This is a genomic window from Brevibacterium renqingii (genome assembly GCF_017808095.1).
In the GTDB taxonomy this organism is placed as follows: domain Bacteria; phylum Actinomycetota; class Actinomycetes; order Actinomycetales; family Brevibacteriaceae; genus Brevibacterium; species Brevibacterium renqingii.
Genome location: NZ_JADBHG010000005.1, coordinates 279509 through 306031 on the forward strand (window position 1 = coordinate 279509; position 26523 = coordinate 306031).

Annotated in this window: 24 protein-coding genes; 6 read left to right on the forward strand and 18 right to left on the reverse strand. The window is 65.1% G+C overall.

Annotation, left to right across the window (positions count from 1 at the left end; genetic code table 11):
• Positions 1 to 106: 106 nt before the first annotated feature.
• Positions 107 to 2608 carry a UvrD-helicase domain-containing protein gene (locus IIE29_RS11750; protein ID WP_209325428.1) on the forward strand — a complete coding sequence of 834 codons (2502 nt, stop codon included), beginning with the start codon at positions 107 to 109 and terminating at the stop codon, positions 2606 to 2608.
• Between the two features lie 114 nt (positions 2609 to 2722).
• Here IIE29_RS11750 and IIE29_RS11755 read toward each other — a convergent pair whose 3' ends face one another.
• The 4 genes from IIE29_RS11755 to purN all read right to left on the reverse strand — a co-directional run bounded on the left by IIE29_RS11755 (position 2723) and on the right by purN (position 5647).
• Entirely contained in the window at positions 2723 to 2905 is a 183-nt protein-coding gene (locus tag IIE29_RS11755) for an antitoxin (protein WP_209325429.1), read from the reverse strand.
• 181 nt (positions 2906 to 3086) lie between these two features.
• On the reverse strand, positions 3087 to 3428 hold the full coding sequence (locus IIE29_RS11760; protein WP_209325430.1) for a DUF3017 domain-containing protein: 342 nt from the start codon (positions 3426 to 3428) through the stop codon (positions 3087 to 3089).
• A 1-nt stretch (position 3429) separates the two neighbouring features.
• Entirely contained in the window at positions 3430 to 4974 is a 1545-nt protein-coding gene (gene purH / locus IIE29_RS11765) for a bifunctional phosphoribosylaminoimidazolecarboxamide formyltransferase/IMP cyclohydrolase (RefSeq protein WP_343071888.1), read from the reverse strand.
• A gap of 49 nt (positions 4975 to 5023) precedes the next feature.
• Positions 5024 to 5647 carry a phosphoribosylglycinamide formyltransferase gene (gene purN, locus IIE29_RS11770; protein ID WP_209325431.1) on the reverse strand — a complete coding sequence of 208 codons (624 nt, stop codon included), beginning with the start codon at positions 5645 to 5647 and terminating at the stop codon, positions 5024 to 5026.
• A 102-nt stretch (positions 5648 to 5749) separates the two neighbouring features.
• Between purN and IIE29_RS11775 the strand changes: the two genes are divergently transcribed.
• The gene (locus IIE29_RS11775; RefSeq protein ID WP_209325432.1) at positions 5750 to 6202 is read left to right on the forward strand and encodes a hypothetical protein; all 453 of its coding nucleotides are present in this window, start codon (positions 5750 to 5752) and stop codon (positions 6200 to 6202) included.
• Positions 6203 to 6241: 39 nt separating this feature from the next.
• On the opposite strand, the gene IIE29_RS11780 is transcribed toward IIE29_RS11775, so the two are convergent.
• On the reverse strand, positions 6242 to 7513 hold the full coding sequence (locus IIE29_RS11780; RefSeq protein ID WP_209325433.1) for a cell division protein PerM: 1272 nt from the start codon (positions 7511 to 7513) through the stop codon (positions 6242 to 6244).
• Positions 7514 to 7650: 137 nt separating this feature from the next.
• Here IIE29_RS11780 and IIE29_RS11785 point away from each other — a divergent pair, with 137 nt between their 5' ends.
• Positions 7651 to 9384, forward strand: coding sequence for a zinc ribbon domain-containing protein (locus IIE29_RS11785; protein WP_209325434.1), 1734 nt, complete (start codon positions 7651 to 7653; stop codon positions 9382 to 9384).
• A gap of 60 nt (positions 9385 to 9444) precedes the next feature.
• On the opposite strand, the gene IIE29_RS11790 is transcribed toward IIE29_RS11785, so the two are convergent.
• From IIE29_RS11790 to clpS, 10 genes are all read right to left on the reverse strand, one after another.
• Complete coding sequence (locus IIE29_RS11790) at positions 9445 to 10866, reverse strand: amidase (RefSeq protein WP_343071889.1); 1422 nt, start codon at positions 10864 to 10866, stop codon at positions 9445 to 9447.
• A gap of 49 nt (positions 10867 to 10915) precedes the next feature.
• The gene (locus tag IIE29_RS11795; RefSeq protein WP_209325436.1) at positions 10916 to 12724 is read right to left on the reverse strand and encodes a dipeptide ABC transporter ATP-binding protein; all 1809 of its coding nucleotides are present in this window, start codon (positions 12722 to 12724) and stop codon (positions 10916 to 10918) included.
• A complete protein-coding gene (locus tag IIE29_RS11800) occupies positions 12717 to 13586 on the reverse strand; it encodes an ABC transporter permease (RefSeq protein WP_246475926.1) in 870 nt (289 codons plus the stop codon). Before IIE29_RS11800 ends, IIE29_RS11795 begins: the two co-directional genes overlap by 8 nt.
• Positions 13587 to 13657: 71 nt before the next feature.
• Positions 13658 to 14605, reverse strand: a complete 948-nt coding sequence (locus IIE29_RS11805; RefSeq protein ID WP_209325438.1) for an ABC transporter permease — start codon at positions 14603 to 14605, stop codon at positions 13658 to 13660.
• A gap of 12 nt (positions 14606 to 14617) precedes the next feature.
• A complete protein-coding gene (locus IIE29_RS11810) occupies positions 14618 to 16117 on the reverse strand; it encodes an ABC transporter substrate-binding protein (protein ID WP_209325439.1) in 1500 nt (499 codons plus the stop codon).
• Positions 16118 to 16244: 127 nt separating this feature from the next.
• Complete coding sequence (gene rdgB / locus IIE29_RS11815) at positions 16245 to 16850, reverse strand: RdgB/HAM1 family non-canonical purine NTP pyrophosphatase (protein ID WP_209325445.1); 606 nt, start codon at positions 16848 to 16850, stop codon at positions 16245 to 16247.
• Positions 16847 to 17569 (reverse strand): ribonuclease PH, encoded by a 723-nt coding sequence (gene rph / locus IIE29_RS11820; RefSeq protein WP_209325447.1) that lies wholly within the window; start codon positions 17567 to 17569, stop codon positions 16847 to 16849. Before rph ends, rdgB begins: the two co-directional genes overlap by 4 nt.
• 65 nt (positions 17570 to 17634) lie before the next feature.
• Complete coding sequence (locus IIE29_RS11825) at positions 17635 to 18456, reverse strand: MBL fold metallo-hydrolase (RefSeq protein WP_209325449.1); 822 nt, start codon at positions 18454 to 18456, stop codon at positions 17635 to 17637.
• Positions 18453 to 19031, reverse strand: a complete 579-nt coding sequence (locus IIE29_RS11830; RefSeq protein ID WP_209325450.1) for a DUF2017 family protein — start codon at positions 19029 to 19031, stop codon at positions 18453 to 18455. The genes IIE29_RS11825 and IIE29_RS11830 overlap by 4 nt, the downstream gene beginning before the upstream one ends.
• 3 nt (positions 19032 to 19034) lie before the next feature.
• Entirely contained in the window at positions 19035 to 19340 is a 306-nt protein-coding gene (gene clpS / locus IIE29_RS11835; RefSeq protein WP_209325452.1) for an ATP-dependent Clp protease adapter ClpS, read from the reverse strand.
• 52 nt (positions 19341 to 19392) lie between these two features.
• Between clpS and IIE29_RS11840 the strand changes: the two genes are divergently transcribed.
• On the forward strand, positions 19393 to 20712 hold the full coding sequence (locus IIE29_RS11840; RefSeq protein ID WP_209325454.1) for a nicotinate phosphoribosyltransferase: 1320 nt from the start codon (positions 19393 to 19395) through the stop codon (positions 20710 to 20712).
• Positions 20713 to 20726: 14 nt separating this feature from the next.
• On the opposite strand, the gene IIE29_RS11845 is transcribed toward IIE29_RS11840, so the two are convergent.
• Both IIE29_RS11845 and IIE29_RS11850 read right to left on the reverse strand, forming a co-directional pair.
• Complete coding sequence (locus IIE29_RS11845; protein ID WP_209325455.1) at positions 20727 to 22517, reverse strand: DEAD/DEAH box helicase; 1791 nt, start codon at positions 22515 to 22517, stop codon at positions 20727 to 20729.
• Positions 22518 to 22772 (reverse strand): DUF3039 domain-containing protein, encoded by a 255-nt coding sequence (locus tag IIE29_RS11850; protein WP_209325457.1) that lies wholly within the window; start codon positions 22770 to 22772, stop codon positions 22518 to 22520. It lies immediately after the preceding gene.
• 31 nt (positions 22773 to 22803) lie between these two features.
• Between IIE29_RS11850 and IIE29_RS11855 the strand changes: the two genes are divergently transcribed.
• Positions 22804 to 23319 carry a flavin reductase family protein gene (locus IIE29_RS11855; RefSeq protein WP_209325458.1) on the forward strand — a complete coding sequence of 172 codons (516 nt, stop codon included), beginning with the start codon at positions 22804 to 22806 and terminating at the stop codon, positions 23317 to 23319.
• Between the two features lie 151 nt (positions 23320 to 23470).
• Here the strand turns inward: IIE29_RS11855 and gdhA are convergent, their stop codons facing one another.
• A complete protein-coding gene (gdhA, locus tag IIE29_RS11860; protein ID WP_209325459.1) occupies positions 23471 to 24817 on the reverse strand; it encodes an NADP-specific glutamate dehydrogenase in 1347 nt (448 codons plus the stop codon).
• Positions 24818 to 25109: 292 nt separating this feature from the next.
• On the opposite strand from gdhA, the gene IIE29_RS11865 reads away from it, so the two are divergent.
• The gene (locus tag IIE29_RS11865) at positions 25110 to 26264 is read left to right on the forward strand and encodes an IS1249 family transposase (protein ID WP_209325461.1); all 1155 of its coding nucleotides are present in this window, start codon (positions 25110 to 25112) and stop codon (positions 26262 to 26264) included.
• The last annotated feature ends 259 nt before the right edge of the window (positions 26265 to 26523 follow it).

Here is a 26523-nt window from a genome sequence, read left to right on the forward strand (position 1 = left end):
CACCTGACGGCGGCCCTGACAACCTCGCGAGGTGTCAGGGCCGCCGTCTGCTGTCTGTGAGGGGAATCGTCCCGTGTCCGACCCGGGCGGTATCGTTGGGGACGACATGACTGCTGCAGCCGAACACACCGACCATGCCGCCGGCGCCGACCCCCGAGCGGCCGAACTCCTGACCGGACTCAACCCGCGACAGCGCGAAGCCGTGATCTACACCGGTTCCCCGCTGCTCATCGTCGCCGGCGCCGGTTCGGGCAAGACCTCTGTGCTCACTCGTCGCATCGCCTACGCTTTGGCCACAGGACGCGCCCATCCGGGCGAGGTGCTGGCGATCACCTTCACGAACAAGGCCGCCAAAGAGATGGCCGAGCGCGTGTCCTCCATCGTCGGGCCGGCCTCCCGCGCCATGTGGGTCTCGACGTTCCACTCCGCGTGCGTGCGGATTCTGCGTCGCGAGGCGAAGGTCCTGGGCAGAAGCACGAACTTCACCATCTACGATGCACAGGACGCGCAGCGTCTCGTCGCACAGATCCTCAAGGAACTGGGCCTCGACTCGAAGAAGTACGCTCCACGGTCCGTTCTGCACCGGATCTCGAACCTCAAGAACGAGCTGCAGACCCCGGATGACTTCGTCCCCCGCCCGAACAACCCCGCCGACGAGGTGCTCGCGGACGTCTTCAAGCGCTATACGTCCCGGCTGCGTCTGGCCAATGCCTTCGATTTCGACGACCTCATCGCCGAAACCGTCCACCTCTTCGGTGCCTTCCCGGAGGTCGCCGATTCCTATCGTCGGCGCTTCCGCCATATCCTCGTCGACGAGTACCAGGACACGAACCCGGCGCAGTACGCGCTCATCAGGGCTTTGGCCGGGGACTGCGCCGGCGGTGCGACGGGCGCCGAGCTCACCGTCGTCGGCGATGCCGATCAGTCGATCTACGCCTTCCGCGGCGCCACGGTGCGCAACATCGTCGAGTTCGAGAAGGACTTCCCGAACGCCGAGACCATTCTCCTCGAGCAGAACTACCGCTCGACGCAGAACATCCTCGACGCCGCGAATGCGGTCATCGCTCACAACGAGGACCGCAGGGAGAAGAAGCTGTGGACGTCCGAGGGCACGGGCGAGCAGATCGTCGGCTGGGTGGCCGAGAACGAACAGGGCGAGGCCCGGTTCATCGTCGACCGCATCGATGACCTCATCGACGAGGAGAGCTACACCTACGGCGACTTCGCCGTCTTCTATCGCACGAATGCTCAGTCGCGAGCGATCGAGGACGCCCTCGTGCGCTCGGGCATTCCGTACAAGGTCGTCGGAGGCACGCGCTTCTACGAACGCAAGGAGATCAAGGATGCTCTGGCCTATCTGCGGGTGATCGCGAATCCCGATGACGACGTCAACCTGCGGCGCATCCTCAATGTCCCCAAACGCTCCATCGGCGATCGCACCGAAGGTCTCATCGCGGACTTCGCCGACCGGGAGGGTATCAGCTTCTATACGGCTCTGGGACGCCTCGAGGAGATCCCGAACCTGAGCACACGGGCCATGACCTCGGTGCAGAGGTTCTACGACCTCATGCAGGACCTCCGCTCCACGGCGGAGTCGTCTCCGCTGTCGCGGGTCATCGAGGCGATCCTCGAACAGTCCGGCTATCTCGAATCGCTGCAGAAGAGCACCGACCCGCAGGACGAGTCCCGAGTGGACAACCTCGCCGAGCTCGTCGCCGTGGCAGAGGACTTCGTCGCCACCCGGCAGGCCGCTGTCGTCTCCGACGCCGAGGCGATCGAGAGTGCCAGCGACGACACCGAGACGGGCGCCGACTCGGGTGCTGCCGACAGCGAGGACGCTTCCGCTGCCGCAGCTGCGGAGGCGAGCTCCGCGCCCGGCGTGGGCCCTGCGGCCATCGATCAGTTCCTCGAGCAGGTGGCTCTGGCCTCGGACACCGACCAGATCCCCGACGCCGAACTGGGTCAGGTCACGCTCATGACTCTGCACACGGCCAAGGGGCTGGAGTTCCCTGTCGTCTTCCTCACCGGCCTCGAGGACGGCGGGTTCCCCCATTCCCGGTCGTTCGAGAACCCGCAGGAGCTCTCCGAGGAGCGACGTCTGGCCTATGTCGGCCTCACGCGTGCCCGACAGCGCCTGCTCGTCAGCCGGGCCGAGACCCGCAGCATGTGGGGTCAGCCGCAGTACAATCCTCCGAGCCGTTTCCTCTCCGAGATCCCGGAGAACCTCATCACCTGGGAGAACACGGGCAGCTTCTCCGGTGGTCTCCCCGGTGGGCTCTCCGGCGGATACGGTTCGGGCGGCTATTCGACTGGCTATTCCGGATCCTCACGCGGTTTCGGATCTTCTCATTCCTCGGGCAGTTCCTCCCGATCGCGTGCGAGCGCCGGCTCCTCTGCGCCGGTGGCCGGATTCCCCAATCGGATCCGTCCCAACCGCGAGGTGATCACTGTCGAGGTCGGAGAGAAGGTCTCGCACGAGTCCTTCGGTCTCGGCACCGTCACCGAGGTCAATGGGGTCGGGGATAAGACGGTCGCGGTCGTCGACTTCGGTTCGGCCGGTTCCAAGCGGCTGCTGCTGCGCTACGCGCCGATTGAGAAACTCGGCTGACGAACAGCCCACCTGAACCCTGCGCGCGGGGCAGGGCAGACGAAGAAGGCGCCGAGGAGAACATGAGTTCTCCTCGGCGCCTGTTCCATGCCGGACGCGGCTATGGAGTGAAGATCATTCGTTGCCAAACTTGCCATCGGCTCCGTCGCGGCCCTTATTGACCTGGTCCTCGAACTTTCCACCGGTGACATTGTTGGCGGCGTCAGCAGCCTTGTCCAGGCCCTGGTCGCTGATCTGCTCACCCTTGTCGCTATTCATGGCGTCCTTGGCTTTGTTCGTCAGATCGTCCAGTCCCATACTGTCTCCTTTCAAACGGAAAAGGTTCGAAGCGAACCTCTTGACGTCTTTCACCCTGCCATCTATAGCGAGGTTGCGACACCGCACAGTCTCATTTCTCAGCGAATGCACATAAAGCCGGCCGACGCGGTCGTCAGCTCAAGCCGTCTTGCATCACCGGGACGGTGGGACCTGTCTTGCGTCACCGAGACGGTGGGACGAGGAACGCCAGGGCGACCAGCAGCACCGCGAAGAGGAGACAGGTGGTGATGTCGACGGCCTTCGAGCGGTTGGTCCACACTTCGTTCCACGGCGGAGGCATCGCTCGGAACACGGCGAGGCCGGCCGGCACGGCAGCCAGGACGACGGCGCCGAAGCGGAAATCGACGAATGAGCACCCAGCCGCGGCAACGGCTCCCAGCAGACACCCGAGCAGCACCCAATCGCGGCGCGTGGGGTGCGCATACCGGCGCTTCCAGTAGATCCATCGCTTGGCGATCGGGCCTCTCCCCCGCCGCGCGTGGCGGGGGTGAGGTCGCTTCATCTCAGTGGAAGAAATGGCGGCTCCCGGTCAGGTACATCGTGACGCCGGCCTCCTCAGCGGCCGCAATGACTTCCTCGTCGCGGATCGATCCGCCCGGCTGCACCACGGCGGTGACTCCGGCGTCGATGAGGATCTGGAGACCGTCGGGGAACGGGAAGAAGGCGTCGGATGCGGCGACGGAGCCGGCTGCGCGTTCGGCACCGGCACGCTCGACGGCCAGCCTCGCCGAGTCGACCCGGTTGACCTGCCCCATGCCCACGCCGACGGAGGCCTGGCCCTTGGCCAGCAGGATCGCATTGGACTTCACGGCTCGTCCGGCCTTCCACGCGAACGCGAGATCGGCGAGGACCTCTGGTGTCGCGGCCTTGCCCGCAGCCAGCGTCCAGTTCTCCGGCCGGTCGCCCTCGGCTTGGAAGGCGTCGCGGTCCTGGACGAGGAAACCGCCGCTGATCGGCTTGATTTCCGAGGCGGGAACGTCGATCTCGCCGAGTTCGAGCAGCCGCAGGTTCTTCTTCGCCGATAGGATCTCCAGGGCCTCGTCGCTGAACGACGGCGCCGCCAGGCATTCGGTGAAGATCGGTTTGATCGAACCGGCCAGCTCGGCGTCGACCTCACGGTTCGTCGCGATCACTCCGCCGTAGGCCGAGAGCGGATCGCACTCGTGAGCGGCCCTGTGTGCAGCGGCCGCGGTCTCACCGACGGCGATGCCGCACGGGTTCGCGTGTTTGATGATGGCCACGGCCGGCTGGTCGTAGTCGAAGGCCGCGCGGATCGCGGCGTCGGTGTCGGTGTAGTTGTTGTACGACATCGCCTTGCCGCCCAGCTGTTCGGCGCCCGCGATGCCGCGAGTGCCGTCGGAGTAGACCGCGGCGGCCTGATGCGGGTTCTCCCCGTAGCGCAGGTCCGCGATCTTCTCACCGGTGACCCCGGCGAATGCCGCTTGGCTGTCCTCGGCGAGTTCGGAAGCGAACCACGAGGCGACCGCAGAGTCGTAGGCGGCCGTATGTGCGAAGGCCCGGGCGGCGAAGGAGCGCCTGGCCGCGAGATCGAACCCGTCCCCTTCTGCGGCTTCGAGCACGGCCGGGTAGTCGGCCGGATCGGTCACGACCGAGACCGTGGGATGGTTCTTCGCGGCCGCACGCACCATCGATGGTCCGCCGATGTCGATCTGTTCGATGCACTCATCGAACCCGGCGCCGCTGGCCACCGTGTCCGTGAAGGGATAGAGGTTGACGATGACGAGGTCGAAGGGTTCGATCTCGAGTTCGGCGAGCTGGTCCCGGTGCGCGGGTTTGCGGGAATCGGCGAGGATGCCGGCGTGCACTCGCGGGTGCAGAGTCTTGACCCGCCCTTCGAGGCATTCGGGGAACCCGGTCAGCTCTTCGACCTTCGTCACGTCCGCTCCCGCCTCGGCGATCTTCGCAGCCGTCGACCCGGTCGACACGATCTGGACTCCGGCGGCATGGAGTCCGCGCGCCAGGTCCTCCAGGCCGGTCTTGTCGTAGACGCTGATCAGCGCTCTCTTGATCGCGCGGGTTCCTGTCACAGATCCTCCTCGAGGTTCGGTTGCCGGTCGACTCTTCTCACGGCGGGGTTCAGTTTGCGGCCGTCGCCGAGGCGGCATATCCGCGGACATGTCGGCCCTCGATGACGAGATCGGTGTGAGCGAGGTGTTCAAGCAGGCGCACGAGCTCGTCCCGCTCACGGGTCTTGATGCGTTCGTGGACGGTCTCTTCGGTGTCGTCATCTCCGATGGGCACGACGTATTGGGTGATGATCGGGCCGGTGTCGACCCCGGTGTCGACGAGGTGGATGGTGCCGCCGGTCAGCTTCACCCCGTGGGCGAGCGCATCGCGGACGCCGTGCGCGCCGGGGAACGCCGGCAGAAGCGCGGGGTGCGTGTTGATGATCCGGTGTGAGAACTCCGCGACGAAACTCGGGCCGAGGATGCGCATGAATCCTGCCGAGACCACCCAATCGGGGCCGAGCTCGGCGACGGTGTCCCTGAGCTGCTCATTCCAGGCGTCGCGGTCGGCGAAGTCCTTGGGGCGGACGACGAAGGTCGGAATGTCGTGCCTGCGGGCCCGGTCGAGAACTCCGGCGGTGGACGTATCCGAACCGACGGCCAGGATCTCGACTCCGCGGGTCCCGCCGGCGAACGCGTCGATGACCGCCTGCGTGAGGGTACCGGAGCCTGAAGCCAGAAGAACGATGCGCACCAGACCAGTCTAACGTCTGCCGTTGACAGTCGTTCTCCTGCGGCCGGACCGCGGATTCAGTCCGTCGAGGCATTTGCCGGTCGACTGTGAGAAACTGACACGGTGACGTCACCAAACAGCACCGAAGAGAAGAAAGCGCCGACTCCCGAGGAGGAGAGACAGGCCGCTCCGGCACGACACGGACTCGTCCTGATCCTGCTGATCCTCGCATCGGTGCTGACCTTCACGTATCAGCTGCCGTTCAAACTCGCCGCCATCGGCTTCGCGATCGCTGCGATCGTCTGGTCGGTGAAGTACATCGTCGCCGTGGTGAAAACGAAGCAGCGAAGGAACATGTCCTTGGGCATCCTCGGCGGACTGCTCAGTCTCTACCTCATCTTCTCGACGATGTCCTCGGTCATCCTCTGGCCGGTGCAGTCGAAGTACGAGGAGTGCCTGCGCGATGCGATCACCCAACAGGCTCAGCTGTCGTGCACGAGCGACTACCAGACGGGCCTGGGCGACTGGTTCAAGCAGATCACCGGTCAGGACCTCGACCTGCCGGGCACTCAGTGAGTTCGCACCTCCTAAGGCCGACCACCGCCAGCTGAACCGTCACCGAGGCTCGTCCTCACCGAAACGGGCACTGTCGTCGCCGTGTCCTTCGGCATCCTCTCCGAAGAATACGGAATCGTCGTCCTGCGGCTCGGCCTGCAGCGCGGATAGTCTGATCAGCAGCAGCCCGAGCGCCATTCCCACACCGATCCAGACCGTGACGGCCACGGCCGAGGTCAGGGGCGAGGGTCCGAAGTTCGCCAACCCCAACGGTCCCAGCGCGCCGCTCGAGAAGAGCGCGAGGACCTCGAAGCAGACGAAGACGAGCACCGCAGCGACGCCGATCCCCGTCCACGCACCCTCGCGCACCTCAGCGGCGCGGGCCCGTCCGAGAATGGTCGACAGCAGACCCAGAAGGATGAGAACCGCCGGCGCGGCCACGGTCCACGCCGGGTAGTCCCCGGTGAGCAGCTGCAGCACGGGAACGTCGGGCAGCGGCGAGGTGGTCGAGTGGAATGCCGAACTAGATGCCGATCCTCCGAGTCCGACGCCGGTGCCCGCGCTCCATGACAGCACCGAGTAGAGAATTCCCGGGGCGAACAGCAACTGGACGATGAGCAGACCGACGCCGGCGGCGACCGGTGAGCTGTAGACCTGCAGGGACTCGGCGACATCATGCCGGCGGAGGACGAGGCCGGCCGCGAGCACGATCAGCGACGCGGCCAGCGCGCCCCACAGCAGGCGACGGACCAGCCTGGTGCCGATATCCCAGATCTCGTCATCGATCACACGCAGTCCCGGGATGTCACCGATGCCACGGGCCCGGAAGAAGCCGAAGGCCACGGAGGAGACGAGGAAGAGGAAGAGACGGCCGAAGCCCAGAGGAGTCACTGTGGCCTCCCCGACCAAGACAGCGAGAGCGAGCAGCGGACCGGCGTACGCGAGGACGAACGTGGCCAAGGCCGCCGCTGCCGCCTTCCACCAATCGCCCGGGACGTCCTCGCCGTCGTCCGCGCCCCCGGCTGCGCAGCCTGCGATCAGTCGCCGAACGGCCGCGGCCACGAGGAACCACAGGCCGAGAGTGACCAGGCTCGGCGCCAGGGAGAAGTCGAAGCCGAGAGTCGAGACACTGAGACCCGAGACCGCCGCCCACAGCGCGAATGCCCACTCCGGAATCACCGAATAGGGCAGCTGTGAGCCGAGTCCGACGATCCAGAAGACCGTCGCCGCGACGAAGGCGACCGGTACGACGATGAGGTCGATCTTCACGACTTCGAGGAATGCTGCGAAGACCGTGCGACGAAGGAACTGGGGGTGAGGAGAAGTGTGCATCATCCCCATTTTCGCTGACTTCGGGGCCGCTTCTCGGTATTGACGACGCGATTCGCTGCGCAGGTAAGGCGATTCTCTGTTCCGGGACGTACAATTGCGCCAGGACAGGCTTGTACACACAAAGGATGAATCCAACGATGAGCAACGGGAACGATCACCCCCATTTCCCGCCACCACCCAGCGAGCCTCCGGAGACCGGCGGTTCCAAGCCTCATTCGGAGCACCCGACGGACGAGGGGCGCGAGCGCCCGACGCCTGCCGAGGAGACGAATTCATCGACGGCCCCGCAAGCCGAATCCCGCGAAGACTCCTCGGACGCTCCTGAGATCCCGGGCTCGGCCTCATCCTCGGACGCCGAGGCGACACAGGCGTTGCCCGCGCCCGACTTCGACGATCCGTCCGCGCAGCCGCAGACCTCCGAAAGCTCATCCGTGCCCGACGACGAGGCGCCCCCGCTGGGGACCTCGGCCGACCAGCCGAGTGCCGGCGAAGGACAGACGCCTCCTCCGGCCCCTCAGTTCGGCGGTTCCTCCGAGAGTGCGCCGCCCCGTCCCACTGTGGCTCCGGCACCGAGCAGCCATTCCCAGAACGATCAGCACCAGGGTGGTCAGTACCAGAACGGCCCGTATCCGGGTGGCCCCGCCTACGCCGGGGCGCAGAATCAGGCAGGTCAGTTCCAGACCGGCTCGGGGCCGAATCACAACCGGACGGGTTCGGGTCCCGGACAGTCCCAGGCGATTCCCCAGCCGGCGCCGGCCCCCGGCTTCGCCGGCTCTCAGGCCGCTGCTTCCCGTGCGGATTCGCGTCCACAGAAGAAGAGCAGACTTCCGCTCTTCATCACTCTCGGCGCCGTGGGTCTCGTCATCGTCCTCGTCCTCGTCGGCTTCCTCGTCATCGGCAGCGTCAACAAGAACAACTACGGCCCGGACAAGGTGGCCGAGGACTACGTCGCCGCCCTGAACAAGGGAGACTTCGCCGCCGCGGAGAAGATCGCACCCTCACCACGCCCGGAGGGCACGAACGTCGATCTGCTGTCGAAGGAATTCACCGAACCCTCGTCGGCGAAGATCGAGAGGGCCAAGGTCGAGTCCTCCAAGGTCGACGGGGACAAAGGCACCGTAGTCGTGTCCTACGAACTCGACGGCAGCCCGTACAACGTGGAACTGTCTGCCAAGAAGGACGGCAAGCAGGATCTGTTCTTCGACAAATGGACCCTGACCGGTCCCGAACTCAACGTCGTCTCCCTCGACATCCCCGCCGCGGACGGCCTCACCGTCAACGGCGAGGACTACAAGGCGAAGTCCGGTACCACCTCGTTCGCCGTCTACCCCGGCAACTACGAGTTCAAGATCCCCTCGAGCAAGTGGGTCTCAGAGGCATCCGACACTGCCGGAGTGAACTTCCCCAAGGCCTTCGCCCCGGGCGGAAAGCCGAACGAGGGGCAGGTCGCCCCAACCACCCTCAACCTCGATCTGGCGCCGACGAAGGCGTTCGAGAAGGAAGTTCAGAAGCAGGTCGAGGCCGAACTCGAGAAATGCTTCGACAACAAGAGCATCGAGCCCAAGTGCAAGTTCATCAAGTTCGATCCGACCGAGATCCCGGTCGGCGGTTCGGATAAGAAGCTCGATGATCTGGCGAAGAAGAACACTGCGAAGTGGGACATGAAGGAGATGCCCAAGGTGAAGGCCAGCTTCGGCGCGGGCGACACGAACACCGGTTCGTTCTTCACCGAGAAGCCCGGAAAGTTCAACTTCACGGTCGACGGCAAGAAGGCCGGATCCTCGTACTTCTCGAACGGCAATTCGCTGTCGGTCTCCGGCAGCGTGAAGATCGACGGAGACAAGCTTTCGGTCGAGTTCTTCGACTTCTGACCGAGACGGGCCTTCTGCATCCCGATCTCTGCATCCGGTGCCCTCGGCGCCTCACCGAGCTCAGTTCACAGCTGCTCGCTCCGGCGGCTTCAGACCGACCGAGGCTTCGAACCAGGCCCCGGCGGCCATGACGAATTCGTCGGCGAAGCGACGCCCCGAGATCTGTGCGCCGATGGTCCGGCCGTCGGCCATGAACCCGGCCAATACGGTCGCTGCCGGCTGTTCGGACATGTTGAAGGGCATAGTGAAGCCGATATGTCCCATCGGCTCGTGCACCTCTGGGTAGGGCATCGGCTGTTCGGCCGGGAACGCCGCATCCGGAGCGGTGGGAGAGATCACCAGGTCGAGATCGGCCGTGGCCGCGACCGTGCGCCGTCGGATCTCCTGGACGCTGTGGTAGCAGTTCATCAGCTGCACACCGCTGATATCGGCTCCGTCCTGGGCCCACTGCTGGATGTAAGGCAGGATGAGCGCCTGTTCCCCGACCGGCAACGCCTTCAGGTCAGCCCACGAGCGCACGCGCCAGAACAGATCCATGTCGCGCAGCAGGCCGTCGTCGATGAACGGATCGACCGCGACGATCTCGGCACCGGCCGCGGCGTAGCGGTCGGCCGCCTCGGCGATGGCGGCGCGTACCTGCCCGTCGACTCCCACCCCGCAGCCGGCGTCGAGCTGCAGCCCGATGCGCAGCCCACGCGGGTCGAACGCGACGCCCGACTCACTCTCGGGATGGTGACGCACATCGTCGACCGCGAAGCGCGGAAGTCGGGAATAGTCCCGCTCGTCGGGAGCCGAGATGATGTCCATGGCAGCTTTGACATCGTTCATCGTCCGCGCGAGCGGGCCGGCGCACCGGCCGAGATAGGGGGCGTCGAGGGGGACTCTGCCGAAGCTGGGTTTGAGTCCGGCCAGCCCGAGCCATGTGCACGGCAGGCGGATCGAACCGCCGATATCCGAGCCGATGTGGATGGGGCCGTAACCGGCTGCGGCCGCCGCTCCGGCTCCGGCACTCGAACCGCCGGTCGTGAGTGCGGGGTCGAGCGGCGAGCGCGTCACTCCGTGCAGAGACGAGACGCCCGAGGACAGCATCCCCCAATCCGGCATCGTCGTGGAGCCGAGGATGACGGCTCCGGCCTCCTCCAGCCTCTGCGTGATCGGGGCGTCGTGTTCGGCAACGGGCACCTCGACCCACGCATGGCCGCTGGGAAAGGGCACGCCTCGACGAGCGATGTTCTCTTTGATGGTCACCGGAACACCGTCGAGATCGCTCAGGGGCCTGCCTTCACGCCATCGCGCGGCGCTGGCCACGGCCGCCGCCCGGGACCGTTCGTCATCGCGGTGGCAGAGGGCGTTGATGACCGGTTCGCATTCGTCCATGCGGTCGACGACGGCGCCGTGGACCTCGATCGGGTCGAAGTCCCCGGCGGCGAATCCGGCCGCGAGCTCGGCTGCGGTGTGATCGGCGAGCGTGGTGGTGCTCACGTGCTGCCCTTTCTCTCGATGGTTCTGTGGCTCAGATGCCCGATTCGACTCAGCCGCCTGCGGCGAGCGCCTCGGCCAAGCTCGGGGTCGCCGCGATGAGGCGACGAGTGTACTCTTCCTGCGGGTTCGCATAGATGTCATCGGTGGCCCCGGACTCGACGATCGCCCCGTCCTTCATCACGATCACCTCGGAGCACAGGTGTTTGACGACTCCGAGGTCGTGGGAGACGAAGAGCAGAGTGAGCGCATACTCGTCGACGAGGTCGGTGAGCAGGTTGAGCACTTGAGCCCGCACCGAGACATCGAGGGCGGAGACCGGCTCATCGGCGACGAGGATCTGCGGCCGGTTCACCAGAGCTCGAGCGATCGAGATGCGCTGCCGCTGCCCTCCCGAGAACTGATGGGGATAGCGGCGCAGCGATTTCGCGTCGAGATCGACGGCGCCGAGCATCTCCTCGACCCGCGAGAGCCTTTCGTCCTGTCCGACGCCGGCTGCGATGAGAGGCTCGGCGACGATGTCCGCGACTCTCATGCGCGGGTCGAGTGAGGCGAACGGATCCTGGAAGACGATCTGCAGGTTCTCCCGCAGCGCGCGCAGAGCCCGTGCACTCGCCGCTTCGACGCGGATGTCGCCGACCCGGACGCGGCCGGTGGTGGGACGGTCGAGGCCGGAGAGGATGTTCAGCAGAGTCGACTTCCCCGAACCCGACTCCCCCACGATGCCGAGACGCTCCCCGGCGGCGACAGTGAAGTCGATCCCGCCCAGAGCGGTGACGGCCGAGCGCCGTCGGCCGAACATGCCTCTGGCCCGGAACACGCGAGCGACGTCCGAGACTTCGATCAGCGGTGCCGAATCGCGCACCGGGGCGGCCCTGTCCTCCTCCTCACGGGCACCGTCGGCACCGCCGCCGCGCGCGGCACGAAGCGAACCCCTTCGCTGCGTCGGAGACGGATCTCGCCTCTCGTCGTCGGGTGCGAGCGCGCGCCCTTCACCGCCTTCGGCAGTCGGCATACGCGGACCGGTGTAGGCGAGCGCGGTCTTCAGAGTGAAGAGTCGCCCGTGGTCGTCCGTGGCCTCGAGGTCCGAGGACGCCAGCAGACCGCGCGTGTATTCGTGCTCGGGTGTGGAGAAGATCCTGTCGACGGGACCGGTCTCGACGATGCGACCGCGGTACATGACGATGACTCGGTCGCAGACACCGGCCACGACGGCCAGGTCATGGGTGATGAACAGCATACCCGCATGCACGGCTGCCACGCGTTCGGCGATGAGGTCGAGCATGCGCCTCTGCACGGTCACGTCGAGGGCGGTGGTCGGTTCGTCGCAGATGAGCAGCCGCGGGGAGTTCGCCAGGGCGATCGCCAACATCACCCGTTGCCGCTGACCGCCGGACATCTGGTGAGGAAAGGCGTAGCGGGCGCTGTCGGGGTCGGGCATGTGGACGTCGCTGAGAAGCGCGCGCACGCGTGCCGGGATCTGTGCTCGGGGCACCTTGCCGTGGATGCGCAGCACCTCGGCGATCTGGTCGCCGATGCGCATGAGCGGGTTGAGTGCGCTCATGGGTTCTTGGAACACCATGGATACGATGTCCGAGCGCAGCGCGGCCATGGTCCTTTCGTCGGCGTCGAGGAGATTGCCGTCATGGCCTGCCAGACTCACCTGCCCCTGCGCGTGCAGCTCCTCGGGCAGCAGCCCCATCAAGGACTGGGCGGTGAGGGACTTTCCCGATCCGGACTCTCCGATCAGACCGACTCTCTCCCCCGAGGCCAGGCTCAGACTCACATCGTGGAGCACAGGAGTCTCGGCACCGGCAGGGGTGATCGTGAGGTTGCGGACCTCGAGCAGATTCTCAGGCACCACGCGCCTCCATCTTCGGGTCGAAGCGGTCACGGAGCCCATCGCCGAGGAGGTTGAACCCGAGCACCGCGAGGGCGATGAACACTCCTGGCCACAGCGCGAGCTCCGGATGGGTGGACAGGAACTGCTGTGACTCCTGGAGCATCCGTCCCCACGAGGGGACGGGCGCCTGCGTGCCGAGGCCGAGGAAGGACAGCCCCGCCTCGGCGAGGACGGAGATCGCGAAGGCCACCGAGGCCTGGACGATGACCATGCCGGCGATGTTGGGCAGCACGTGGACTGCGGCGATGGCCGGGGCCCCGCGGTTGGAGGCCTTGGCCGCGCGCACGTATTCGGACCCGAGCACCTGCAGGGTCCCCGACCTGGCCACCCGGGCGAAGCCGGGGATCGCCGCGATGCCCACGGCCACCATGGCCGGACCGGTGCCCGGGGAGAACACCGCGGCGAAGACGATCGCCAGCAGCAGTGCGGGGAACGCCAGGAGGATGTCATTGGCACGCATGATGACCGCATCGATCCAGATGCCCCACGGCTGCTTCGCGAAGATCGCGGCGATGATGCCGATCGGCGTGCCGATGAGCAGGGCGATGCCGACAGCGACGACGCCGACCAGCAGGGTGATCCTCGCCCCGTACATCACCCAGGTCAGCGTGTCACGGCCGAACTTGTCGGTGCCGAACGGATGGTCGAGGCTGCCGGACTGCAGTCGCGCGACCGGATCGATCTCACCAGGATCGTAGGGGGTCCAGAAGAACGAGACGAGCGCGAGACCGAGGATGAGGACGACGAGCACGGCGCCGATGACCATCGAGGCGTTGAGGCGCAGCGCCGAACGGCGGGATTCGGTCGGTCCCATCGCCATCGCGGCGGTCGCTGGGGGCGCGGCGACGCCGGCGGCGTCGCGGGGGTTCTGGGCACCGGTGGGTCTGTGGCTCATGCGGCGCTCCTGATGCGTGGGTCGATTACTGGCACGAGGATGTCGACCACGAGGTTGATGATGAGCACCAGTAGGACGAGGACCATGACGATGCCCTGGACGGCGACGAGGTCGCGGTTGGCCACCGCCCGGACGAGTTCGGAGCCGATGCCGGGCAGGACGAAGATCTGCTCGATGATCACGGCTCCGACCAGCAGGGTCGCCAGCTGGACGCCGGCGACGGTGATCACAGGGATCGCAGCATTGCGAAGCCCGTGGACGAACAGGGCCTTCGTCCGGGTCAGACCCTTCGCACGGGCGGTGCGGATGAAGTCCTCGCGCATGACGTCGAGGACGGCCGATCGCACATATCGGGTGAGGATCGCGGCCTGCACGAGTGCGAGGGAGACCACCGGCAGGACGAGGCGGAGCAGGAATCCACCGAAGCCCTCGATCGGTGCCATCCACCCTTGGGAGGGGAACCATCCGAGGGTGAGCGAGAAGACGATGACGAGGATGATGGCGGCCAGGAAGTTCGGAATCGCGATGCCGATCTGGCTCGCCGCGGAGATCGTCACCCCGATCCAGTTGCGCTGCTCGAGAGCGGCGAAGGTGCCCAGAGGCACGGCGATGACGACCGACAGTGCGATTGCGGCGATGACGAGGATCGCGGTGACCTGGACGCTGCTGACGATGACGGGGGTGATCTCGGCGCCGGTCACGTAGGAGGTGCCGAAATCTCCCCCGAGCATTCCGAGCACCCAGTCGAAGTACCGGATCACGGGCGGCCGATCGAGACCGTATTGGGCTTCGAGTGCCGCCACCGCCTCAGGAGTGGCATTCGTGCCCAGAGCCACCTGTGCGGCGTTTCCCGGCAGAAGGCTCATCAGAGCGAAGACCACCACAGAGGCGAAGATGAGGGAGAGCGCGAACTGGGTCGCGCGGCTGAGCGCGTAGTTGAGCATCGAACCGAGTCGTCAGTTCCAGCTCAGATCGGCGATCCTGAACGCGTCGGAGACCCTGTTGGCGGGGATCCCGGCGATATCGGATTTGGCGATGACGAGGTTCGGGAACAGGAACAGGAAGTCCGAGGCCGCGTCGTCGGTGATCGTTCTCGCGATCTCCTTCATCCCCGAGATGTAGTCCTCTTCGGTTCCCGTATCGGCCTTCTTCGCGATCTTCTTGATCGACGAATCGTCGTAGCCGATGTAGTAGTCGTGGGAGAACACCGTGAGGATGTCCCTCGGTTCGGCGTGGTTGATCACCGACATGTCGAAATCGTGTTCCGTGAACGTCTTGTCCAACCACACGGCCGGGAACTCCTGGGTCTTGATCTTCGCCTTGAGCCCGACCTCTTCGAGCTGCGCGGACACGATTTCGGAGATCGCTTTGGCGTACGGGAGGTTGGGCACGGTGAACGTGAACTCCTCACCCTTGATCCCGGCCTCGCTGACGAGCTTCTCGGCCTTCTTCGGGTCGTACTCCCACACCCCTGTGAGGTCCTCGTAGTAGGGGTCGGTCGGGGGCACCATCGAGCCGATGAGTTCGCCGTATCCTGCCCAGGCGGTGTCGAGGACGGCTTTGCGGTCGACGGCGTGCATGACGGCTTCGCGAGCCTTCTTGTCCTTGAAGATGCCTTCTGCATTGTTCATCGACAGCACGACTTCGCCATTCGTGGTGCCGGAGACGATCTGGTAGTCGTCACTCTGGAACTCGCCCGCGAGTTCGGGAGCCTGCAGGTTGGAGACGAGGTCGATCTCTCCTGACTTCAAAGCGTTCGACGCCGAGACCGCGTCCTTGAAGTACTTGAATTCCACGGTCTTCAGCGCCGGCCTCTCACCCCAGTAGTCATCTCTGGCGGCGAAGTCGATCGACTGGCCGCGAGTGAATTCCTCGATCGCGAAGGGCCCAGTGCCGATCGCCTCATTGGCCAGGTCCGTCGTGCCCTCGGTGTCGAAGACGGCGCCGACGAGGCTGGTGAGGTTGAACAGCCAGGTGTTCGACGGCCTCTCCAGCTCGATCTCGACGGTGTTTTCGTCCGGGGTCTCGATGGACTCGACGATGTCCATCTTCGACTTCAGCGCGTTCTTCCAGTCGTTCTGCACCCGCTCGTAGGAGAATTTCACGTCCTCACTGGTCAGGTCTGCGCCATTGGAGAACGTCACATTTCGGCGCAGGTCGAAGGTGTAGGTCTTGCGGTCCTCGGAGAGCGACCAGTCCTCGGCCAGGGCCGGTTGGATCTCACCCTCTTCATCGAGGCGGACCAACGATTCGTAGACGTTCTCCATCAGGGCCTCTGGGATGGCCACACCCGAAGTGGACGTGAAGTCGAGGTTCACGGGCTCGGCGGTGAACGCGATGCTCATCGAGTCCTTCTCCTCCGCCTCACTGCCCGAGTCGGATGCTCCTGCCGAGCAGGCTGTCAGCAACAGGCTCGCAGCGGCAGCGCCCGCCACCCACATGCGCGGAGTCTTCATTGTTCTCCTCGAAATCGCCGACCGCCGAAGGGCCGTTCACCAACACACAAGCATCGCCAGTGTATCCGATGTTCTCACCTGGTGAGGCGCTCACGTTCGCATGCTGGAGCCTGCGGGGCGGCGGCCTTCAGAGGTTCGGCTCCTCCGCCAGGATCTCGGCCAGGGCATCGAAGGCGAGTCGACGGTGGGAACGGGAATTCTTCTCTTCCGGACTCATCTGTGCGGCGCTGATCGTCGACCCTTCGGGCACGAAGATCGGATCGTAGCCGAAGCCGTTCTCTCCCTCCGGCTCGGTGGCAAGACGCCCGGGCATGATGCCCTCGGTGGTGAATTCGCGGCCGTCAGCGGTCACGGCGGCCGCCGCACAGCGGAACTGCGCACCACGGTGTTCGGACGCGATGTCCGACAGCTGCGCGAGCAGGAGTTCGAGGTTGGCCCGATCGTCGCCGTGTCGGCCGGACCAGCGGGCGGAGAAGATGCCCGGTGCCCCGCCGAGGACGTCGACGCTGATGCCCGAGTCGTCGGCGATGGCGGTGTGACCGGTCGCCGCAGCCGCGGCACGGGCCTTGATGAGCGCGTTCTCGGTGAACGTGACTCCGGTTTCGGCGACATCGCCGAGTCCTGCCTCGGCGGCGGTGAGCACCTGGGTGTCGGAGCCGAGGACGGGTCCGAGGATGGTCAGCAGCTCGCGCTTCTTGCCCTCATTGTGAGTGGCGAGGACGAAGGTCGTCATCCGGCGAGCACTTCGGACTGGATGCGGGTGAGTTCGGTGCACCCGTGGCCGGCGAGGTCGAGCAGTTTGCCGAGCTCATCGCGGTCGAACGGTGCGCCCTCGGCGGTGCCCTGGACTTCGATGAACTTTCCGGACCCGGTCATGACGACATTCATGTCCGTCTCGGCGCGGGAGTCCTCGACGTACGGCAGGTCGAGGAGGGGCTCTCCATCGATGATGCCGACGCTGACGGCCGCCACTGAGTCGATGAGCGGCTGGTGGGCGGCGGGGATCAGCCCGGTCGAGCGCCCCTTGTCGATGGCCTTCGCCAGCGCCACGTAGGCACCGGTGATCGAGGCCGTGCGGGTGCCGCCGTCGGCCTGGAGGACGTCGCAGTCGAGGACGAGCGTGTTCTCGCCGAGCTTGTCCATGTCGATGACAGCCCGCAGGCTGCGGCCGATGAGACGGGAGATCTCGTGAGTGCGTCCGCCCTGTTTGCCCTTGACCGACTCGCGTGTGCTGCGTGAGTCCGTGGCCCGCGGCAGCATCGCGTACTCTGCGGTGACCCAACCGCGGCCCTCTCCCTTGAGCCAGCGAGGCACCCCCTCGGTCAGCGAAGCGGCGCAGAGGACGCGGGTGCTGCCGAATTCCACGAGCGCGGATCCTTCGGCGGTGTTGATCCAGTCGGGGGTGATCCGGACTTCACGGAGTTCGTCTGCTGCACGGCCGTCTGCTCGCACTGTGTGCCTCTTTCATGTCTCGATTGCGGTGTCGGTTGCTGCCGCGCTCTCTTGCGAGCGTCGGCTCATACTGTCCAGGTGGCTCCGGGTTTGGCGAGTTCGATGGGACCGCGGTATTCGCCGGCTGCCTCACCGCGGACGATGGAGCAGTCGGTCCAGATCGGGATATGAGTGAGCACGAGCGAGGACACCTCGGCATTCTGTGCCACGCGTCCGGCGCGCCTGCCCGTGAGATGGATTCCCCGAGCTGTGTCACGGTCCTCCTGGAACGCCGCCTCACAGAGGAAGAGATCGGCCCCCTTGGCAGCCGCCACGAGATTGTCGCATTCGTCGCTGTCGCCGGAATAGGTGATGACGCGGCCTCTCGCGTCGGTGACGCGCAGCGCGTAGGTCTCCACGGGATGGTCGACGAGGAAGGATTCGACCGTCAGGGACCCGATCTGGTGTCGGGAGCCGTGATCGAGGTCGGTGAAGTCGAAGGCATGGTCGAAGTCCGAATCGTCTCCCCCGTTCGCGACCGGAGATCTGCCGGGTTCGGTGTAGTAAGCCCGGGTCAGTCGTTCCTTCGCTCCGGGCGGGGCGAAGACCGGGGTCCGGGTGCGGATCGTGCCCGTGTCGGAGATATCTCCGTTGAAGAACTTCGGGTCGAAGCAGTGTTTGACGTAGAGCCCGGTCATGTCCATGCAGTGGTCAGGATGCAGGTGGCTGAGCACGATCGCCGTGAGCCGGTCTGTGTCGACGGTCTGCTGCAGGGGGCTGAGGGCACCGGAGCCGAGGTCGAGCACGATGCGGGTGGGCGTGTCCTCCTCGGTTTCGATGAGGTAGCAGCTGGCGAGCGCTCCACGCCCCGGGAAGGATCCGGCGGTGCCGATGGCAGTGAGTCTCATTCGTCGTCTTCCCCTTGCGTCCGCGACAGCAAGGTCGTCGTCAGTCGATCCTGCACCCAAGTCAGGAAGTCGTACAGAGTCAGTGTGAGGTCCTCTGATTCGGAGAGCTCCTCGCGGTGGGCGTACTTCTCCTCCTGTGCCTCTTCGGTGTCGATGCCGAGTCGGACGGCGAGCACCAGCCGCAGATCATTGAGCCCCTTCATCCAGGCCAGGACCTCGTCATGGGTCAGGGTGATTTCGGTGCCCTTGCTCAGTCCCAGCAGCACGATGCGCACGTTGTGGGATTTGGCCTGCTTGAGGTCGAATTCGGTGAGACGGCGGAATTCGGCGGAGCGCTCCTCGTCTTCGGGATCGACGTCCGGCAGCAGCCTCAGAAGGGCAGGATCGTCCGGGCGGGGCCGGTCGACGAGGCCGAGACGGGCCTCCCAGTTCTCCGAGTCCGGCCGATCCCCGTCCTCGTCGCCGTCTTCGGCCAGCAGCGCCGAGAGGTCGGTGAAGACCGTGAGCATGAGTGAGCGTTCGTTGTCTTCGAGTCTGAGGACGACATCGTCCCCACGTGCGTCGATGGCGGCCATGTGTCAGTCGGATCCTGGATCGGGTTGGCAGGCGGCCCACAGGCCGTATTCATGCATCGCTTGAGTGTCTCTCTCCATGGCTTCGCGACCTCCGGTGGCGACCACGGAGCGACCGTTCTCGTGGACTTCGAGCATGAGCGCGTGGGCTTTGTCCTCGGAGTATCCGAAATAACTCTGGAACACGAAACTGACATAGCTCATGAGGTTGACCGGGTCGTTGAAGACCACGGTCCTCCAGGGCTTGGCCAGATCCTCGGCAGGTCGGACGTCGACCTCCGGCTCCAGAACTGGTGTCGTTGGATTGCTCACGTTTCCAGCTTACGGCAGAACACTGACGCTGTCGTGACGTAAGATCGCGCCTATGAGTGATCTCACACGGACCGATTCGACGGCGTTCTTCACGGATCAGTACGAATTGACGATGGTGCAGGCCGCCCTGGAATCCGGCGCCGCTCACCGCAGGAGCCTCTTCGAAGTGTTCGGTCGCACCCTTCCCGCAGGGCGCCGCTACGGCGTCGTCGCCGGCACCGGCAGAATCCTCGAGATGATCCGCGACTTCCGCTTCGACGACGCCGAACTGTCCTTCCTCAGCCGCGAGCAGATCGTCGATGCCCGCACCATCGACTGGCTGGCGGACTATCGCTTCACGGGCAGCATCCGCGGGTATGCCGAGGGCGAGATCTATTTCCCGGGCTCGCCGCTGCTGACGATCGAAGCGACGTTCGCCGAGGGAGTCATCCTCGAAACGCTCATCCTTTCGGCTCTGAACTACGACTGTGCGGTCGCCTCGGCGGCCTCCCGCATGGCGCAGGCGGCCGGTGACCGGCCCTGCGCGGAGATGGGCGGACGACGGACGAACGAACATGCAGCGGTGGCAGCGGCACGGGCCGCGGTCATCGGCGGCTTCGCATCGACCTCGAATCTGGCAGCGGGATTGAAGTACGGTCTGCGCACCATCGGCACCTCGGCCCACTCGTTCACTCTTCTGCACGACTCCGAGCGTGAGGCATTCGCCGCGCAGCTGAAGTCGCTGGGCACCGATACGACGCTTCTGCTCGATACCTATGACGTCGAGGAGGCGCTGGAGGTGGCCGTGGAGCTCGCCGGTTCCGAACTCGGCGGTGTGCGGATCGATTCGGGTGATCTCATCGAACAGGCCGCGGAGGTCCGGGACGGGCTGGACCGCCTCGGCGCTCATGACACGACGATCACCGTCACGAGCGATCTGGACGAGTATGCGATCGCCGCGCTCGCGGCCTCCCCCGTCGACTCCTACGGAGTCGGCACCCGTGTCGTCACAGGTTCCGGTGCCCCTGCCGCAGGTCTGGTGTACAAGCTCGTGGCTCGCGCCGACGAGGCCGGAGAATGGACCTCGGTGGCCAAGCACGCGACCGGAAAGCCTTCCCGCGGCGGGCACAAGGAGGCGCTGCGCCTCATCGATGGTGCGATCGCCGTCGAGGAGGCCGTCGGCATCCCCTCACTGCCCGATGATCTCGGTGAGGGCCGCCGGCTGAGCGTCGACCTGGTCGTCGACGGTGAGGTCGACGAGTCGTTCCTCGGTGCCGCCGGTGTGAAGCAGGCCTGTGCACGCCACGACGAGTCCCTGGCCGAGCTGCCGCGTTCTGCTCGTCGGCTGCAGGACGGCGAACCGGCGATCCCGACGAACTTCTATTCGGCATAAGGCTCGGCTTTCGGTCATTTGCGGCCGATGAACCAGCCCTGCAGCTTCTTGATCCGTGCCTGGATCTGTTCTCGCGTCGCCTGAGCCACGGCTGGTCCCCCGCATGCCTTTCGCAGTTCGACATGCACGTTCTGGTGAGGCGTCCCGGTTCGCCGGGACCAGGCTCCGACGAGGCTCTGGAGCTGATTGCGCTCCTCTTTCATCGCCCGATGTTCCAGTTCGCTCGTGTCCGCCTCGGGCGCAGGTGCCGCCGCTGTCTTGCGTTTGGCCTGGCGTGCCTGTTGGGTCCGCAGCAGTTCGTGGACCTGATCGGGTTCGAGCAGACCGGGAATCCCGATGAAGTCGAGCTCGTCCTCGGAGCCGACGGCCCCGCCGGTGCCGAACTCTCCGCCGTCGAACAGGACCCTGTCGAACAGCGCCTCCGCGCCGAGGGCTTCGAACGAGCCGAGCTGGTCGGACGAGGCGCCCTCATTCCGGTTCGCCTGGTCCATGGCCTGCTCGTCGAAGACGACGACGTCGTTCTCGTCGTCGTTCTTCGGCCGGTCGAGGGCGTGGTCACGTTCGACCTCCATCGTGTTGGCCAGTGCCAGCAGCACGGGCACCGAAGGGAGGAACACCGAGGCGGTCTCCCCTCGTTTGCGAGCACGCACGAAGCGCCCGATGGCCTGCGCGAAGAACAGCGGTGTCGACGAGGAGGTCGCGTAGACGCCGACGCACAGGCGCGGAACGTCGACTCCTTCGGAGACCATGCGCACGGCGACCATCCACCGGTCTGTCGAGTTCTGGAACTGCTCGATCCGCTCCGAGGCGCCGGCTTCGTCGGAGAGGACAACTGTCGGCTTCTCGCCGGTGATCTCGTGCAGGCGTTTCGCGTAGGCCCGCGCCGCCTCCTGATCGGTGGCGATGACCAGGCCGCCGGCGTCGTGGACGGTTCGTCGGACCTCGGTGAGGCGGATGTCGGCGGCCTTGAGCACGGCCGGGATCCAGTCGCCCTTCGGGTCGAGTGCGGTGCGCCAGGCCTGCGCGTTGATGTCCTTCGTCGTCTCCTCGCCGAGCACATGCGACATCTCGTCGCCGGCCTTCGTCCGCCAGGACATGGCTCCCGCATACGCGAGGAAGAGGACGGGACGGACGACGGAGTCCTTGAGCGCCCGACCGTAGCCGTAGGAGTAGTCCGCCACCGAGGTGCGGATTCCGTTCTCGTCGGGGGCGTACGTGACGAATGGGATCGGTGAGGTGTCCGAACGGAACGGGGTCCCGGTCAGCGACAGACGACGCACAGCGGGCCCGAAGGCTTCACGCACAGCGTCGCCCCAGGACAGAGCGTCGCCGCCGTGATGGACCTCATCGAGGATCACCAGTGTCCGACCGGCAGCGGTCCGGTTGTGGTGCAGGGTGGGCTTGGCCGCCACCTGCGCATAGGTCAGCGCCACTCCGTGATAGCCGGGAGCGTGCTTGCCCTGAGAATTCTTGAAATGCGGGTCGAGTTTGATGCCCACGCGTGCCGCTGAATCGGCCCACTGCACCTTCAGGTGTTCGGTTGGGGCGACCACCGTGACCCGATTGACGATCCTGCGAGCCAGAAGTTCAGCGGCCAGCCGCAGAGCGAACGTGGTCTTGCCGGCTCCGGGAGTCGCGACGGCGAGGAAGTCCTTCGGTTCGTTCTTGAAGTACTGCTCGAGGGCCTCGGCCTGCCAAGCACGCAACTTTCCGGCCGTTCCCCAAGCGGCGCGCTCGGGGAAGGCCGGTGGGAGTTGTTCAGCTGCGGAGGTCCCTGGTGTTCCTGGGAGACGTTCCGCGGACATCTACTCCTGCGGTCCTTCGGACATCGTCTCGTAGATCTCTTTGCATTTGGGGCAGATCGGGAACCGCTCGGGATCGCGAGTCGGGACCCACACCTTTCCACACAAGGCGATCAGCGGAGTTCCTGTCACCATGGACTCCATGATCTTGTCCTTGGGCGCGTAATGGCTGAATCGCTCGTGGTCTCCGGGCTCGACAAGCTGCTCGGACTGCTCACGTTCGATCGTTGTTGAACCGCCTGAAGCTGGAATGGTCATGGCTCCATTGTAGTTCCCTAGAATGTGAGTCATGGACCAGTCCCACGACGATTCGCTCACAGAACGGTACAGAGAGCTCAGCGACGACATCGCCGCGGCGGTCGCGGTCGTCTCTGCGACCCGCGGCAGTGCACTGCACGCCATCACTGTCGACTCGTTTCTCGACGTCTCCTACGATCCGCCGACGATGGCTGTGAGCATCTATTCGGGTTCGAGGATGATGGAGACTCTCGAGACGAGTTCGCACTTTGCCATCTCATTGCTGAATTCGGATCAGAGGGACATCTCCGAACGACTCGGCGCTTCCGGGCAGCCGCTGTACGGGTCACTCAAGGGCATCGACACCTTCCCGGCCCCGCAGGCCGGCCAACCGGTGCTCACAGAGGCGATCGCCTGGTTCGAGCTCGAACTCACCGAAGTGCTCGAGGTGGCCACTCACAATATCGTCGTCGGCGAAGTGGTGTCTCTGGGCGCGGGCAGGGATGCCGGCACGAGCCGTCCGCTGCTGCGCTGGCGGAAGGCCTACGGGACCATGGGACCTCGGTGAGAGAGCGGTCCATTCCTTGCCGTCGCATGAGACGAACCCCTGAGGTTCGAGCCCCTTCCCTAAGAGTGGGTTCGAACCTCAGGGGTTCCTCGTCGCCCAGCGGACCCGCGGGCTTCAGTCGGCGGGTCCCGGATGCGGTCCGTTCAGCAGATCAGACGACTCCTTGGGCGAGCATCGCCTCGGAGACCCGGATGAAACCGGCGATATTGGCGCCGGCGACGTAGTCACCGGGAGAACCGAACTCGTCGGCAGCCGCAGCGCAGCTGTCATGGACATCCCCCATGATCTCTGCCAGGCGCGCCTCGGTGAAATCGAAGTCCCAGGAGTCGCGGCTGGCGTTCTGCTGCATCTCCAGGGCGCTGGTGGCGACGCCGCCGGCGTTCGCGGCCTTGCCGGGGGCGAAGAGGACGCCCGCGTCGTTGAAGATCTTCACGGCTTCCGGAGTGCAGGGCATGTTCGCGCCCTCGGCGAGGGCGATGAGGCCATTCTTGACCAGGGTCGCTGCCGAATCAGCATCGAGTTCGTTCTGTGTCGCACACGGCAGTGCGACATCGACCTCGACGTCCCAGACGTTTCCGCCCTCGTGATAGGCGGCTCGACCGCCTCGCTGATCCACGTATTCGGAGATCCGACCGCGGTCTTCGAACTTGATGCGTTTGACGATCTCCGTGTCGATGCCGTCCGGGTCATGGATGAAGCCGGAGGAGTCGGACATGGTGATGACTGTGCCGCCGAACGCCGAGACCTTCTCGGCTGCGAAGACAGCGACGTTGCCCGAACCGGAGATCGAAACGGTGCGGCCGTCGATGTTCTTCTTCGCAGCGGCGAGCATGTCCTTGAGGAAGTAGACCACACCGAAACCGGTTGCTTCCGTCCGAACCATGGAGCCGCCATAGGATAGGCCTTTGCCGGTGAGGACGCCGGCCTCGTAGGAGTTCGTCATTCTCTTGTACTGTCCGAAGAGGTAGCCGATCTCGCGACCACCGACACCGATGTCCCCGGCCGGGACATCACGGTATTCGCCGATGTGGCGGGAGAGTTCGGTCATCAGAGACTGGCAGAAGCGCATGACCTCGCGGTCGCTGCGGCCCTTGGGATCGAAGTCCGCTCCGCCCTTGCCCCCGCCGATCGGCAGCCCGGTGATCGCGTTCTTGAAGATCTGTTCGAACCCGAGGAACTTCACGATTCCGAGGTTGACGGAGGGGTGGAACCGCAGGCCGCCCTTGTACGGGCCGAGAGCCGAGTTGAACTGCACCCGGAAGGCGCGGTTGATCTGGACAACGCCGGCGTCATCGATCCACGGAACACGGAAGATGATCTGGCGTTCGGGCTCGCACAGCCGCTCGAGCGCCGAGAGTTCCAGGTATTCGGGGTGCTTGTCCACGACGGGGCCCAGGGAATAGAGAACTTCCTGTACCGCTTGATGAAACTCCGACTCTCCGGGGTTCCGTTGGAGCACCGTGTCGAAGATTGGCTGCAGTGATGGATGTAGGCTCATGGGCACAAACATACCGTGAGCCGCATAACATGAAATTCGCCGCCCGAATTATGGACATGGCTGTCTGGCGACTTCAATTGGGGTATTGGTTCCGAACGGTCATCACAGCTGTGAGAATGCGGCACGAAGAGCATCAGGCGGACGTCCAAGTCTTCTTCTTCGTCGACTCTTTCACCCCAACCGTCCTCCTGCCCCATCGGGGTTAATGATCAGAATGTGCGGACAGGATAGGCCTCTTGTCCAGTAGTCAGTAGGCCAAGACAGGGTTGAACATGCTCTGGAAGCATGTTCAGTGTCCAATCCCAGAAATCACCCCACCTATGGTGTATGTGCCAACAAGCTCGTCAAGAACGGCAAGACCAGCTCTGGCCGCACCAGGTGGCGGTGTCAACCATGTGGGGCCTCGGCCACCCAGGCCCGGGCCGATATCACTCGGAAAGCGGTGTTCCAGGCCTTCCTGAACTGGCTGCTCGGCACTGCCCGCCTGACCGAACAGGCCCAGTCGATCGCGACGTTTCGTCGCCGCACCCAGTGGTGCTGGAACGTCACTGCCCAGGTGTCCCCCACCGGCAAGATCCATGACCAGATCATGCTCGATGGCACCTACTTCAACGGATGGTGCGTCCTCATCGCCTACACCGGCGAATACGTCATCGATTGGCAATGGTGTGATCGGGAAAAGATCGCGTCCTGGACCGCATTGCTCTGCCGCATCCCAGCCTCGACTGTGGCGGTCATCGACGGCAATGGTCCCTTGATCGCGACCGTGCAGAACCTGTGGCCGCAGTCGCGGATCCAACGCTGCTACTTCCATGTCCGGCAGGCTGGTCACAAGCATCTGACACGGCATCCGCGACTGCCGGCCAACCGCGACCTTCTCAACCTGTACAAAGCCCTGCCGAGGGTGACGAGCCTCGACGAGGCCGCAGCGTTCGCGTCGTGGGAAGCGAGCTGGGAACCGTTTCTCAAACACCGCACCTACGCAGCCTCCGCGGCACCACGACCAAAGTATGCACGACCGGGACAGAAGTGGTGGTACACCCACATCCGTACTCGACGGGCGGGCAGACTCCTCGCCGAACTCATCCAGGACTCACACCTATTCACCTGGCTCGAACTCACCGAATCGGGGCTGACAGTGGCGCGGGCGACGAGCACCCTGGAAGGAGGCCCGAACAAAGCGATCAAGGACTTCCTCCGTGCTCATCGGGGCCTGTCGATCGACCACGCCCGACGCGGTATCGATTGGTTGCTCTACCTGCAGACCGAGACACCCAACGATCCATGGTCTTTCGTCACCCCGGAGGCATGGGAATACAACCGTAAACACACCGTCATCGTCGACTCTGGATCGGGCAGAGACGAAACGAACCGGCTCTATGGGACAGGATTCAGCATCGAGGACGGCAACGGGATCCAGAAGGGCTGGGGTGGCCGATCACGATGACCTCAAAGGCCGTGACACGCCGCTGCTGTACACACATTTTGATCATTAACCCTGAAGACTCGAGGCGGGTGGCAACGGCACAGATGGCGGCACATTCTGACCATTTGCCCCGGACCGCCGCAGGGGTGTGAATGCAAAAAAGGAGGCCCTGCCCGACATGACATCGGACAAGGCCTCCCCAAAAATTATTGCGGCAGTCACCTACTCTCCCACAACCACCAAGTTGCAGTACCATCAGCGCGAATGGGCTTAGCTACCG